This window comes from Streptomyces sp. NPDC026589 (assembly GCF_040638385.1).
Classification (GTDB): Bacteria; Actinomycetota; Actinomycetes; order Streptomycetales; family Streptomycetaceae; genus Streptomyces.
In genome coordinates, this window is record NZ_JBEZYG010000013.1 from 29,779 (window position 1) to 43,656 (window position 13,878).

A 13,878-nucleotide genomic window follows, 5' to 3' on the forward strand; every position below is an offset into this window, starting at 1 on the left:
CCCCAGGAAGGGAATACCGGACATATTCACAGCGGAACAACAGGAAGTACGCGCACCTCGCCCGCACCGCGGACGCGTCCGGGTGAAAGGTCCTTCCGAGCGCTTCGAACCGGTCGGCGGGGAGCCGGTGCCGTGATCAGGAGAGGGCTTCGAGCATGACCGATCTCATCCGTACCGGAAGGCTGTTCCGGGTGGCCGGGTTCAACCCGTCCCACCGGCAGCTCTTCCTGCGGAGCGAAGCGACGCTGGTCGACGGGACCTCGACCCATATCGAGATCCATATCAGCCACGTGACGCTGATGCTTCTCCAGCCGTACTACCGCAACGGCCTGCACATCCGGCGCGCCGGCCCGGAGGAGTTCGCCCTGTTGGCGGAGCGGCACGGCCTGGGATCCGCCGATGCGGCCTACACCTGGATGCTGGAGCCTGACGGGGACAGCTTCGTCGTCGGTGGCAATCCGGGCTGGCGCGAGGCGGAGTACGCCTCGATGGGTGGCCGGGAGTCGCTGTTCGACGGGCCCTGGCCGCCGGACTTCCCGGCGGTTTCGGGGAACGTCTACTGACGACTCGTCGCCGCGTACGCGCAAGGGGAGGGCGGTGCCCACGATCACGGCCGCCGCCGCCCCGGCCGGCTCATCCTCGTCGGCTCAACCCCGCCGCACGCGCCCCGCGATCCGGCGGCTCAGCCGCCCCAGGGCGCTGACCCGGTTCCAGTCGCGGAAGGCGTCGGCCCGGCCGCTGCTGCCCGTGCGGCCCACCGTCTCCTCGACCTCCGCCACGGCCTCGGCCGACATGCCGCGCACGGCGGGGCGCAGGACGTCGTCGAGGAGGGCTGCGGCCACCGGGGGCCAGGTGCGGCCCGCGTGCGGGTGGGCGGTCCAGACGGTGAAGCAGTCCGCCGCGTAGGCGGGCTGGGTGCGCAGCCGCGCCCGTACGGCCTCCGTCCGGGCGGCCCGGTCGTACGCGGCGATCAGCTCGGCGTCGTCGCCGTGGACGAAGTCGTACAGCTCCGCCCCCGGGCGGTCCGGGGCCAGCAGCCGTTCGACCAGGGCCGCGTGCGCCCGCTCCCGGAGCGCCGGTTCGACCGGCTCAGCCTGGGCGCACAGCGTGCGGACCCGTTCCGCCCAGCCGGGTTCCGGGGCGCCCGTGCGCAGTTCGCGTACGAGGACCAGCAGGTGGAGTCCTGCCCGCTCCCGGCCGCCGATCTCCTCGGGGAAGCCGCGCAGCAGGTCGTGGGCGAGGCCGGCCGCCTCATCCGTGCCGGCGGCGGACGTGCCACCGGTGGACGTGCCGGCGGCGGACGTGCCACCGGTGGACGCCCCGAGCGCCGCGTCCACCAGGCGCGCCCACGTACCGGCCGCGCGGTGCGCGTCCGACGTGGCCGCGTCCAGCAGCAGCCGGGCCTCCCCGACCGTCGGGGCCCGGTCCTCCCACACCAGGCCGGCCGCCGTGCGCAGGACCAGGGGCTCGGCGAAGGGGGAGAGGCCTGCCGCCCGCAGCACCCGGTGCCACACCGCCGCCCGGTCACCGCCCAGGGTCGCCATCGCCTCCGGCACCTCGGCGCACATCCGCAGATGCGGCAGCGCCTGCGTACCCGTGAACGGCAGCGTGACCCGTTCCAGGAACCGGGCCACCGCCCCGGGGTCCTCGGGCGCGATCCGGTCCAGCGCGCCGAGCAGCGCCGTCCGCACCTCGAACTGCTCGTCCAACAGCTCCAGCAGGGCAGGTGCGAAGCCCGGGGGGCCTTCGTGCGACGCCGAAGCCGCCGCCTCCGCCAGCAGAGCGGGCGCCAGCCGGTCCACGACCCCCGGCAGCGACTCCCTGCCGTCCACGTCCAACAACCGTGCCACCCGCAGCAGTTGTACCGTGCGCGCCACCGAGCGTGCACCGACCGTGTCGGCCAGCTCGGTCAGGATCTCCGGGCCCAGCCGCTCGGCGACCTCCGCCCCCTCAGGCCCGGCGAACGCCTCCCGGCGCGGCAGTTCCAGCGAGCCGTTGCCGCCCCGTACCGCCTCCGTGACCAGCATCGCCGCGAGCGGGGCGGTCACCGACGCCGGGCAGCGGCCCTCCAGTGCGCCGAACAGCCGCCCGGCCGCGTCGAATTCGGGGCCCGTACGGTCGTCGACGGCGGGGGAGGTGAGGGCTTCCACCAACTGGCCCGTGCGCTTGGCGTCCAGCGCGTACGGGCGATCGGCGGCCCAACCGGCCGCTGCCGCACGCCCGTCCGGCCCGAGCTCGATCCCCGCGCACAGCGCCGTCACGGCCAAGGGGCCCGCCGCGAACGGCTCCCCGGGCAGCTCCCGCGCCTCACGGAACAGCTCCGGCGACCGGCTCCGCCAGACCCGCGCCGCCGTCGCCGCCCACGCGTCGGCCGGACCGCCGCCCGCCGGAGGCGACCCCGCGCACTCGTGCACCCGCAGTCCGGCCGCTCGTGCCGCTCCCGCGTCCTCGGGCCCCACCCCCACCACCCGCGACGCCGAACTCCCCGGCCGCCGCGTGTACGTGGTGAACGTCAGCCGCTCCGCGCTCTCTCTCGGCAGGGTGACCGACGCGAGCCCCAGCCACCGGGCCACGTCCGCGCACTGCCGTTCCACCAGCACCACCGGCATGCCGCCGGGCGCCTCCGCGTCGCTCGCCCGGCGCAGATCCGCCAGCACGGCCGCGAGCCAGGGGCCGCGCGAGACGGCGAAGTCGTCGAGGCCCTCGGAGACCGCCGCCGGACCCGGCGGCAGCGTCAACGGGTCCGGTATCGTCCCGCCCGGAGTCACCGCCACCCAGTGCGGCGACCGCCACGCCTCGACCGGCAGCCGGTCGCCCGGCAGCGGAACCCCCGGCGGCAGGTGCACCGCGTGCGCGTGGAACCGTACGCCCGGCCCCGCGTGGCCGCCCGCGTCCCGCACGGGGGCCGAACGTGCCACCAGCCGGCTGCCGTCGGACAGGACGAAGTAACCGAACGCCTGCGGCAACGCGCGCAGTTCGCCGTCGGACGGCCGGTCGGGGGCGCCCCCGGGAAGCTCGTAGCGCACCAAGGGCTCGATCTCCGCCAGCAGAGCACCCGATACTCCGGGACCGACCGCCGTGAACCGGCCCGCCGTTTCCTCGTCCCCCGGCGCGGCGGAGGTGTAGTGCACCTGTGCAAGGCTCATCTGTCGGCCCTCTTCGTCCTGCCGCGCCCGATCCCCGTGCCCACCCCGTACGGCTGGGGTCGGGGGAATGAAGTCCGCAGCCGCGGGGGCGACGTTATCAAGGACGGGGACGGAATCCCTACGCTGCGTCAGGCGCTGCCCCGAGGACCATCGCGGGACGTGCGCCCGGCCGTCGTGTAGAAGACTGTGCGGGGTGCGCCGGCCCGGGCGCACCGGAAGGGGGAAGCGATGCGGCATGTGCCCGCTCTGCCGACGTACGACAAGGACGCGACCACCAGACTGCTGTGCTCGTCGGTGCACCTGGACGACGAGTTCGCCCGGTACGCGCACCAGGAGCTCTCGGGGGACCGCCTCACCGCCACCGGACCGCCGCTGGGCGTGAACCTGCTCGCGCTGGCGCGCCACGCGGCCCGCGCGACGCGGCGGACGGACCTCCGCGACCGCAGGCTGGCGTGGCTCTGCGCGGGATGGTGGCTCGCCGTGCTGAGCGCGGTCGGCGGCCTGGTCGCAGGCTCGTCCGGCGTGGCGGCGGGGGCCGCCGCGGTTCTGCCGCTCGTGCTCGGCTGCTCCTGGTGGCTGGTGCGCCGGACCGAGGCCCAGGGGCGTGCCGAGGCCCTCGAAGCCCGCTTCTCCGCCACCCGCCCCCAGGACCTCGTACCCGAGGTGGCCGACGAGGTCGAGCAGCGGCTGCGCGCGCTGCGGCGGCCGAACATGATGCCGTACACCCGGAGCGCGGAGCGGGAGAACCCCTTCGTCGGCAGCGGGAGCAAGATCAAGGAGACGGTCTGGCAGCCGATCGACATCAGCCGCCCCGCGGACGCCGCCGGCGGCGGCAAGAAGACCCTGATCCCCTTCGACGCCGTCGACCTCCACACCTACCTGGCCCGGGAGCTGGGAAACCTCGCCGGTCTCGAAGGGCTGCGGGCACAGAACCGGCTCTACGTGATCGGCCCCCAGGTCTACTACCTCGGCGACGAGGTGCTGCCGGACCGGCTGCGCCCGCCCAACAGTGAGATTCCGCCCCTTCTGGTCAAGGCGGGGCTGCTCAAGCCCGGTGCGGGGACGCGTACCTACCTCAGCCTGGAACGGGTCGGCGAGGGCGGCCGGGTCATCGTCTCGATGCACCTGCGGGCCCGGCTCCAGCACCCCAGCCTCTCCTGGGAGGTCGCCGCCTACTGCATCCCCCCGGTGCACGCCCGCTACTACGGATCGGACTACCTCCCGCGCGACGGGTTCGAACGCGTCTGGAGCCTGATCCGGTTCGCCACCTCGCACACCTGGTCCGCGCTGACCGGAGCCCCCGGGCGGATCGCGCGCCGCAACTCCGCGAACAGGCTGCGCGCCCGCGCGCTGGAGAAGTGGCGCAAGGAGATCACCAAGAAGCACGCGCTGTACGACTACGGCGCCACGGACAGCCTGCGCGAACGGGTCGCCTCATGGGACCAGCTCGGTCACTCGGAGCGCACGGACTCGCAGGACTTTCTCCACCGGCTCCAACAGGGGGTGCTCATCGCGACCGAGCGGTTCCTGACGGACCACAACGTGGACACCAGCTCCTTCGACCGGGCCCAGCAGGTCATCAACACCCAGACGTACAACATCTCCGGCGACATCACCGGCCCGTCGAACATCGGCAACAACGGACAGATCTCCGCCGCCTACGGCCAGGGACCCCAGACTCCGGCGGCCGCCGCGGGCGGCTCTCCCTGAGCCCCGGCACCACCCTGACCGACCGCCAGTCCCGGCACCACGCGACCGACCACCAGGAGAGACATGAGCACCTACAACTTCCACGGCGACATCTCCGGCCCGAGCAACTTCGGTGACCACGGAAAGATCCAGGTCACCTACGGCACACCCCCGGCCGAAGCCCTGAAGCTCGCCGCCGACCTCGTACAGCTTGTGCGCCAGGAGACGGCACGGCCGGAGCTCGCCGCACAGGCGGAGATCGTGCGCGGAGAGCTGGTCCGGGCGGGGGAGGAGGGGCGCCCCGCCGACCAGGGGCGGATTCGGCAAGCGCTGGAGACCCTGACGGTGGGGCTCGCGGCGGGCAGCGGCGGGATCGCCCTGGCGCAGGAGATCGGGCGGCTGCTCGGGCTCTGACCCAGCTCTTCGGGCCGTACGGGGCGTGGCCGCCGGGGAAGCGTCCCGGCGGCCACGCCGGCTCGGCTCACTTCGCGTGGACCGCTGCCTGGGCCCCGCCGAGATCGAGTCGCAGGCCCGCCCGGAGCGGGACGGTCTGGCCCGGGGCGATCTCCTGCGAGGTGCCGTCGGAACGCGTGCCGGTCCAGCTCGTCGACGAACGGTTCGCCAGCCCGAACTTCCCCGGCCTGCTCGGGTGTTCGGTCAACTCGGCCACCAGGGTGGCGTCGCTGTAGTCGTGGCGCGACGGCTCCGGCGCCAGGTGATGCTCATGGACGCGGGCTGCCCGTCGCAGCCGGACATGGCGCTCGGACCGGGGCAGGCGGGTGATGATGCTCAGCCGGGGCGGCAGGACCAGGGCGCTGCGGCAGGACCAGCAGGACCCGGCGGCGGCCGCCCCGGGCTGCGTCATGTTCTGGCGGCCGCAGTCGGCGCAGTCCACGACCGCGTCCAGGACGGACCGCAGCGCGTCCCGCCACTGCGATTCGCGCACCCGGGCGGTCGGCTCGTGCAGCCCCACGGTGAAGTTGTGCGTGAAGAGGTCCTGGAGAGCCGGAGGAGCCGCCGCCCAGGTCTGCAGGACCGTGGACTGTTCCACGGGGTCGGGGCTGTTCGCCGTGTCGTCGGGGTCGAAGACGAACAGGGGCCGCTTCCCGTACAGCCGCTTCTCCGCCACCTCGTCGAGACAGTGAATCTCCAACTCCTGCTTTCCCTTCAGCGGGTGATGGTTCATCAGGAGCATGAAAAGGAGCACGGAAAGCGAGTGCAGATCCGACTGGGTGCCGGGTCTGGCCCCCGTCTCGCCGCGCACCAGCTCCGGCGCCATGAACTCCATGGTCCCCGAGATCCCGCTGCTGCCCCCTTCGACCACGGCGTTGTCGTTGTCGCAGACCAGGACGTCGCCCGAGGCCGGGTCGAAGAAGATGTTGCCCCAGGAGATGTCCCGGTAGGCGATCCCCCGGGAGTGCAGGGCCTGGTAGGCCTCCACCGTGTAGAGGGCGGCGGTCAGCAGGGCGCGCGGCGTGGTCCGCAGCCTGCGGCGGAAGAGGTCCGGGAGTCCCTTGAACCGGTCCGGGCGCAGATCCATCAGATAGCCGAACGCCCCCGTGCCGGAGGGTACGTACGCCGTGGGCCAGAGGAATCGGTCGTCGTCGAAGCCCCGGGTCACCAGCTCCCGCACGATCGCGTCCTGCTCGGGCGTCGCGCAGGACGGGTAGTACCACTTGAGGGCGCGTTCGCCGGAGGAGGTCTCCACCCGGTACACCTCCCCCTGGCCGCCGGCGCCGAGCATGTCGATGACGCGGACGGACTCCCCGTCATCGGCGGTGAGGTGGGTTCCTCCGTCGAGCATGCCGCTCATGCGTCACTCCGTCGTTCGTCCGCCGCGGCGCTGTCGTCCGCCGCGATGAGGTCGGGTCGCCGGGCAGCGACCAGGGTCGTGTCGTCACCGGAGTAGCGTGCCGCTTCGGCCAGCCATCCGGGCAGGGCGTCGCGTACGCCGTCGGTGTGACCGTCCTTCGAGAGCCGCCGGCCCAGGCCGGTCATGAACTGGGTGAAGCCCTCGTCGGACGCGAAGCTCTTGGACAGGCCGTCGGTCGACAGGGTGATCATCCGCGGGGTGCGCTCCGGTGAGACGACCGGAGCCCAGTGGACCCGGATCATCTTCCACGCCTGGCGGCTGCACAGGGATTCGGTCTCGTCGCCGAGATCCGCCTCCACCGGAGCCAGCGGCAGCACGATCGCTCCGTCGGCGTCGGTCACCGTCAGCTCGCCGTCGCCGAGCTGCCAGGCCGCGAACATCCGCGGGGTGAGCACCGCACCGACCAGCGTGGCCCCGTACAGCAGCAGCTTCTGGCCCTTGCGGGGAGGCTCGGCCGCCGGGTTCACCGTCCCCTGGTTGTGGTCCCAGTGGGCGAGCACTCTCTCCTGCCAGGCGGCCACCAGCTGCCGGGGCAGCTCGTTGCGGGCGTAGTTCATGAGCCAGCTCAGGCTGGGTGCTCCGTCCGGCCCGTCGGCGCGCGCCAGTTGGGCGAACGTCCGGGCCTGGTGGGCGAACAGGTCGACAGCACAGCGCGCCCCGATATCGCTGCGGGCGTGCACCGCCGAGCCATGGCCGTCCGCCACCGAGAGGATCAACGGATCACCTTCCGTCCCGGATCCCTCGGCGGCGTACCAGTCCTGGTTGATCTGTTTGTTCACTCCCCGCACGCTGTGCTCGAGCGTCTCCCACAGCGGCTGCTCAGGAGCGCTCACCAGACGTCGTCATCGTCGTCGTCCAACTGCGGTGGCGCGTACTGCGGCTGCTTGACCGTGATGTCCGGCGGGCCGGCCACCGGCTGCGACGCGGCCTTGACCGCGGCCGTCGAGGCCCAGCGGATCGCCGCCGCCAGCTGCTTGGGACTGTTGGCGTCCAACGGCTGGAGCTCGGGGTTGCCCAGGAACTCCTGGAGGACACTGCGATCGGCGTCCGCCCCGATCGCGATGGCCACCCGCACGGCCTTCCTGCCCCACGGGGTGGCGTCCAGCGCGCGCAGACCCGACCTCCAGTCGTCCGTCGGCACCCCGTCGGAGACCAGGGCCAGCACGGGCTTCAGGGCCCGCTGCGGCATCGGCGGCGTCTGCAGTTCCCGGGAGACCACCTCCAGCGCCTCGCCCAGGTTGGTCGTGCCGTCGACCTGGACGTCCTGCCAGGTGAAGTCGTCGACCGGCACCGGGTCCTTGTGGTGCCACCGCGCCTCCGTGGAGAACGTCAGCGTACGCAGCAGGAGTTGGGCCGCCGGGTTGTCATGGGCGACCGACCGCATCTCGGGAACCGCTTCCCGGATCGCGTAGTTGAGCTGTCCGATCTTCTCGCCCTGCATGGAGTAGGAACAGTCCAGCAGCCAGATGAAGTGGACCGGTCGGTTCGCCATGGGACCGCCGGGAATGTCACTCACTCGAAGCCCTCCTTGTCATGGTGTGCACGTCCTCGTTCCGTGGTGCGTACGTGGTGTCGTCACTCGGTCGTCACTCGCTGAGCGCCCCGGTCACCTGAGCGCCTCGGCCACCTGGCCGTCGAGGAGAACCCAACCCCAGGCCAGCAGCCCGACAAGGGTCGCCAGGCAGGCGAGGACGAACAGGGTGAGGAGCAGCCGACGCCCCCGCGCGATGTTCGGCGTAACGACCGGCATAGCCGTGAACCGTCTCTCTCTTCTCGGACCCGACCGACCTTAACGACCACGTCCGGCTCCGTCAGCGGGTTGAACGATCTTGTGCGGGGGCATCGCGCGGGTGCGGAACGGACCCGGTCGGCAGCTCCTCGCGACCCCCGTCGGGCAGCAGCTTGCCGACGCGCAGTCCGGTGCGGGCGAGGATCCACAGCACCGCCTCCGCAGCCCGCTGCTGCTCGCTCACCAGGGGGCCCGTCCCAGTGGCGGCGTAGGCGCTGAGCGCCCAGAACCGCCGGGTCCTGAACCGGTGCCCGATGTCCCGGACCAGGGGGTCCAGGCCGACCGTGGCCAGCCAGGATCCGATCCCCGTCGGGGGGACCCGTAGACGCTCGATCCGGTCCAGGGCGTCCCGCTTCGTGACCACCACCGCCAGCGGCAGCCGGCCGCGCCGCCGTCGTCCGGTCAGCGCCGAGAGCTCACCGGTGAAGGTCTGGTACGTCTGCCACGGACCCGGATCCGACGGATGGGCCGCCCGTGCCAGCTCCTCCTCCTGCGCCGAGAGGGAACGGCGCACCTGGGGGTCGGCCAGGACGTCGACGGCCAGGATCACTCCGTCGGCGTGGGCCAGATACTCCTGGCGGCGCGTGGAGTCCACGTCGTACAGCGACTCGCCCATCGGGTCGTAGAGGTACAGCAGACGGCGTCTGCGGCGGTGGGTGACCCGCAGCATCAGGGCGCGAGGCTGGCCGCCCTGAGTCTTGCGCACCCAACCGGCGTTCTTGAGCTGGCTGTTCAGATCGACCACGTCACGCCGGTCGTCGGCCGTCGCGAACGAGACCTTCGGCGCGCCCCGCCCGGCCCCCGCGTGCAGCCCGGCCACCGCGGCCGCCATCAGCATCGTCTTGCCCGACGAGGTCCCACCGATGACCGGTACGTGCACGATGCGCTCCCGGCCGATCCCGACGGGCAGCGGCCGGTCGCAGTGCGGGCACCCGACGGCGAGCCGGTCGCGCCCGGCCGAGGAGACGGCGACGATCCGGCGCCCGCAGGCACAGACGTGCCACAGCGCGCCGAACCTGCCCGGGCGCAGCTCCCGGTGGGCCGATCCACACCCCGGACAGCGGTGCACGGCGAGCGGGAAGGGCCGGTAGCACCCGGGATACGGGCACTTCATCCGGATCCGCCGCACCAGGGCGCCGGCCCGGTCCGCACCGCGCAGCACGGCGACCCCGGCGACCGCGGCCAGGCCCACCAGCCCGACCAGCAGCCACATCACCAGGTGGATCAGCACCATGACGGACGAGACCAGGAGCGCACCGGCGATCGCGCCCAGCGCGGTGCCCGGGGCCACGAGGACGAACCCGAGGCGGACGAGCCAGTGGCCGCCGTAACCGGTGGAGGGCTGCCGTCCCGTGAGCATGCGCCGGGCCGTGACGGCCATCCAGCGGTTCAGTAACCGGCGCCGGATGACCGAGGCGGCGGCCCGGGTGGAGGTGGACGCGTCCACCCACATGAGCCGGGACCAGTACGCGCGCTGCGCGGGCTCGGATCCGACGGGCGGGACCCGGGGATCGGGGGTGCCGGGCGTCCGGGGGCCGAGGACCTTCACGGAGGCGCCGAGCGCCAGGGCGAGGAACTCCCAGAACGCGCGGAACAGGCACACACCCGCCCCGACGGCCACCGTCAGCCAGACCGCCGCCCCGGCCGGCCCGCCCATCAGGCGCCACCGTCCCGGTCGCGGTCGCCGAAGCCACGCCGGCGGGACGATGCCTTGCCCGGGCGGCCGTCCCGCCCGCCGAACCGCAGCCCGAGCCGGCCCAGAGCACCGGGCCGGTTCCAGGCACGGAAGTCCTCCGCGTGCCGCGCGCCCCTCGTGGAGAGCGCCGTCTCGACGGCCGCCAGGTCCTCTGCGGTCAGCGCCCGCGCCGCCGGGCGCAAGACCCCGTCCAGCAGGGCGCCGCGGACCCTGCCCCAGCCGCCGCCCGCCTGGGGGTGGGCGTTCCAGCCGACGAAGAGGTCCGCGAAGTAGTCCGGGTCGCGCAGCAACCTGCTCCCCACCTCCTCGGCCCGCGCGGCCCGCTCATAGGCCGCGCAGAGGTCGGCGTCGCCGCTGCGGATCAGGGCGTCCAGCTCGCGGCCCACGCCGTGGTCGGTCAGCAGACGACGCGCGAGAACGCCGAAGACGCGCTCCAGCACCGGCGGGTCCACCGGTTCCGCACTCCTCCGCAGGCCGAGGACCCGGTCGACCCAGCCGGGCGGAGCGGCGCCGGCCCGCAGGTCGCGTGAGAAGTCCAGCAGCAGGAGCGCCGCCCGGTCGCGGTCGCCCAGTTGCTCGGGGAAGGCCTTGAGGAGGTCGTGCGCGAGCTCGTCCGCCTGCGGGTCCCCGGGCCGGCCGTGGAGCGCGGCCGTGACGAGGAACGGCCAGGTCCCCGCCGCGTGGTGGAGCCCCGCGCCCCTCTCCAGCAGGTCGTACCTGGCCTCCTCCGGCGTCGGCGCGGTGGAGCCCCACACCAGGCGGTAGGCGATGCGGAGAAGCGGCGGACGCGCGAGGACGGAGACTCCCGCCGCCTCCAGCACGGCCCGCAGCTCACGGGTCCGGTCCCCGTCTGTGCCCCCGGCCGGGCGACGGGCCGCCCAGCCGCACATGCGCAGACACGGCAGGACCTCGCCGCTCTCCAGCGGTACGGGAGCGCGCTCCAGGAGCACGGTGACGGTGGCCGGGCCGGCCTGAGCCGCCGCTTCGAGCTCCCGCAGCAGGGCGCTGTGGAGGCCGGGCAGCTCCGGGAGAGCCTCGTGGAGCTCACCCCCGTACACGGACGGATCGGCCAGCAGCGCCGACGCCAGCCGGTGGGCGAGCAGCGGTACCAGGTCGGAGCAGTCCACATCGAGGAGACCGGCCACCCGCAGCAGCCGCAGCGGGCGCGCGAAGCCGTTCTCCGTGTCCTCGATCCCGGCCCGCAGCTCCGGACCCAGCTCGGCGGCGAGCTGCCGGGCCACCTGGTCGGTCAGGGTCTCGCGGCGCGGGGGGCGTACCGGATCGGCGGACCGGACGGCGGCGACCAGCAGACGGGCGGCGAGCGGGGCGGCGGCCTCCGCCCGCAGGTGGCCGCCCACCCGTGCGAACAGCTCGGCCAGAGCGGTGGTCTCGGCCGCCGGCGCCGCCTCCTGCCGGGGCGTCGCCAGGGTGTGGACCAGCCGGTCCAGTTCCTCGCCGTCCAGCTCGGCGGGGTGGTCGCAGACCCACCGCGCCGCCGCCGTGCGATGCTGCGTCGGCAGCTCGATACCGGCGCACAGCGCGAGCGCCGCCACGGGGCCGGCGGTGAACGGGTCTCCCGGGAGCTGATGGGCGTGATGGAGGAGCTCGAAGGCGCCGGCCGACCACATCCGGGCGGCGGCCACGGCCCAGGGGCTCGGCTCCGGCCCGTCCGGGGCGGGCGGAACGGCACAATCGTGGACCCGGTAGCGGCGCCCCGAACCGGCGAGCCCGTGGGCGTCGTCCGGCAGGACACCGACGACGCGCTGCCCGGCGAGGTGCGGGCGCCGGGAGTAGGTGGTGAACGTCAACCGGTGGGCGTCGTCCCGGGGCAGCACCGCGCTCGCCAGGGCCACCCAGCGCGCGACGTCGGCGCTGTTCCGCTCCACGAGGACGACCTGCGGGGCGGCTTCGTCCTCGGCCTGGCGCTGGAGGTCGGTGAACACGCCGGCGAGCCAGGGCTCCCGGGAGACGGCGAAGGCGACCAGCCCTGCCGGGTCCAGCAGTGCGGAGGGCGGCAGGGCGGCCAGGGGCGACGGGGCGCCTGACTCGGGAGTGGCGGTGGCCCATCCGGGGGACTCCCAGGCGCTGACGGGCAGGGCCCGGTCCGGCAGATACCGGCCCGGGGCCAGGTGCACGGCGTGGGCGTGGAAGTTGCCCCAGCGCCCGCTGTAGTCGGCGCCCGTGTAGACCGTGCGGGCCAGCAGTCTGCTCCCGTCGGACAGCTCGCTGTAGCTGAACGCCGTCGGAAAGGCGTCGAGTTCGGCCGGGGACGGGCGGGACGGGGCGTTCCGGGGTGGCTCGTACCCGATGATCTGCTCCGCCTCCCGGAGCACCGCCTGCGGCAGCCCCGGGGTGAGTGCGGTGAAGCGGAAGCCCGAGCCGTCCGGGCCGGGCGGCGCCGAGGTGTAGTGCAGCTGTCCCAGGCTCATGAGCCGGCCTTCCCCGTGCGGTCTCCGCTTTCCCGCCGGCCCTTGCGCACCTGGATCAGGCCGCGCCGCCCCAGCAGCCAGAGCAGCGGGTCCTCCACCCGCAGGGGCTGGGGTCCCGACTTCGGTGCGTCGGCCGGTGCGCCGGCGGGCGGTGGAGCGCCCAGCGCGGAGAGGCCGAAGTACGACAGTTCGGCGAAGTCGTTCTCCAGTTGGCGGCAGAGCACCCCGGAGTCCCAGTCGCTCAGCAGGGACCGCAGCTCCTCGTGCACGGCGAGCCGGTCGTCGTCGTCCTGTTCGCCGCCGGCGTGGGTGGCGTTGCGCAGCAGCGGCGAATGCGACCCGAGCAGCGGCCTCAGCGCGTCCGTCTTCGTCACGGCGACGGCCATCGGTGTGGTGACCCGGCCCCGCGACACACTCCTTCCGTGGGAGCGCAGTTGGGCGGCGAGGCCGGCGGCGATCTGCTGCGGGGACGTCTCGACGGCGGGCAGTGGCGGGCCGTCGGCGGTCGCGCTGCGGTCGCGCACCGAACCCATCTGGAGCGGGTCGACGAGCAGGATGATGCCGTCGGCGGCCGCCAGGTACTGGGTGTATCTGGCCATCGCCTCCTCGCTCTTGAGGTCCTCGCCCGCCGCGTCGAAGAACACCAGGGTGGTGTGTCTGCTGCCCTTGGCGTACCGGCCCCGGCGCGGCACGCTCAACCGGTAGAGCAGCGGGTCGTTGAAACCCATCGCCGCCGGGCGTGTCGTGTCGGGGAGCCGCAGCCGTTCGTAGAGGTCCTCCTCCATCTCCCGGTCGCGGCGCTGGGTCTCGGCTCCCATCGCCGGCAGGGAGATGTCGTACTCCCGGCCCACCCGGCCCCGGAGTTCGTTGACGAGCACCGACACATAGGTGCTCTTGCCGGATGCCTTGGCGCCCACCAGGGCGATGATGCGGCTGTCCTGGTCGCAGTACTCGCTGGGGAAGTCGTTGTGACAGCCGCGGCAGACCCGCACCGAGGTGGTCACCCCGCAACGGGGGCACGGCTGTCGGGTCGAGGAGCCCCGAAGGGCCGCGAGCGTGCGGGGCGCGGGGAAGACCGGTCCGCGCAGCCGTCGCGACGGTGGCATGCCCGGCCCCATGAAGTCGGCCCACACGTCGTCGGGTTCGGCGTCGCACGGGTCGCCGCCGCGCACCCCGGTGGCCATCATCAGGCAGCGGTACGGCAGGCGCGCGGCCGGTGCGCGGTCGAAGCAGTAGGGACAGATGACGCTCGTCAT

The 13,878-nt window shown here is 73.5% G+C and carries 11 protein-coding genes; 3 read left to right on the forward strand and 8 right to left on the reverse strand.

Annotated elements, in window-relative coordinates; translation table 11 throughout:
• Positions 1-155: 155 nt before the first annotated feature.
• Positions 156-563 carry a hypothetical protein gene (locus AB0F29_RS22460; protein ID WP_361874589.1) on the forward strand — a complete coding sequence of 136 codons (408 nt, stop codon included), beginning with the start codon at positions 156-158 and terminating at the stop codon, positions 561-563.
• An 84-nt stretch (positions 564-647) separates the two neighbouring features.
• Here the strand turns inward: AB0F29_RS22460 and AB0F29_RS22465 are convergent, their stop codons facing one another.
• On the reverse strand, positions 648-3,146 hold the full coding sequence (locus AB0F29_RS22465; RefSeq protein ID WP_361874591.1) for a GTPase-associated protein 1-related protein: 2,499 nt from the start codon (positions 3,144-3,146) through the stop codon (positions 648-650).
• 228 nt (positions 3,147-3,374) lie between these two features.
• Here AB0F29_RS22465 and AB0F29_RS22470 point away from each other — a divergent pair, with 228 nt between their 5' ends.
• Positions 3,375-4,856, forward strand: coding sequence for a hypothetical protein (locus AB0F29_RS22470; protein ID WP_361874593.1), 1,482 nt, complete (start codon positions 3,375-3,377; stop codon positions 4,854-4,856).
• 63 nt (positions 4,857-4,919) lie between these two features.
• On the forward strand, positions 4,920-5,249 hold the full coding sequence (locus tag AB0F29_RS22475) for a hypothetical protein (RefSeq protein ID WP_361874595.1): 330 nt from the start codon (positions 4,920-4,922) through the stop codon (positions 5,247-5,249).
• 67 nt (positions 5,250-5,316) lie between these two features.
• Here AB0F29_RS22475 and AB0F29_RS22480 read toward each other — a convergent pair whose 3' ends face one another.
• The 7 genes from AB0F29_RS22480 to AB0F29_RS22510 all read right to left on the reverse strand — a co-directional run bounded on the left by AB0F29_RS22480 (position 5,317) and on the right by AB0F29_RS22510 (position 13,878).
• Positions 5,317-6,648, reverse strand: a complete 1,332-nt coding sequence (locus AB0F29_RS22480) for a protein kinase (RefSeq protein WP_361874597.1) — start codon at positions 6,646-6,648, stop codon at positions 5,317-5,319.
• Positions 6,645-7,487: a protein phosphatase 2C domain-containing protein gene (locus AB0F29_RS22485; RefSeq protein WP_361874599.1), complete on the reverse strand. Its 843-nt coding sequence runs from the start codon at positions 7,485-7,487 to the stop codon at positions 6,645-6,647. Before AB0F29_RS22485 ends, AB0F29_RS22480 begins: the two co-directional genes overlap by 4 nt.
• 50 nt (positions 7,488-7,537) lie before the next feature.
• Positions 7,538-8,200, reverse strand: a complete 663-nt coding sequence (locus AB0F29_RS22490; RefSeq protein ID WP_361875060.1) for a VWA domain-containing protein — start codon at positions 8,198-8,200, stop codon at positions 7,538-7,540.
• A gap of 114 nt (positions 8,201-8,314) precedes the next feature.
• Complete coding sequence (locus tag AB0F29_RS22495; RefSeq protein ID WP_361874601.1) at positions 8,315-8,458, reverse strand: hypothetical protein; 144 nt, start codon at positions 8,456-8,458, stop codon at positions 8,315-8,317.
• A gap of 61 nt (positions 8,459-8,519) precedes the next feature.
• Complete coding sequence (locus AB0F29_RS22500) at positions 8,520-10,154, reverse strand: hypothetical protein (RefSeq protein WP_361874603.1); 1,635 nt, start codon at positions 10,152-10,154, stop codon at positions 8,520-8,522.
• Entirely contained in the window at positions 10,154-12,622 is a 2,469-nt protein-coding gene (locus AB0F29_RS22505) for a GTPase-associated protein 1-related protein (protein ID WP_361874605.1), read from the reverse strand. The genes AB0F29_RS22500 and AB0F29_RS22505 overlap by 1 nt, the downstream gene beginning before the upstream one ends.
• Complete coding sequence (locus tag AB0F29_RS22510) at positions 12,619-13,878, reverse strand: hypothetical protein (RefSeq protein WP_361874607.1); 1,260 nt, start codon at positions 13,876-13,878, stop codon at positions 12,619-12,621. The genes AB0F29_RS22505 and AB0F29_RS22510 overlap by 4 nt, the downstream gene beginning before the upstream one ends.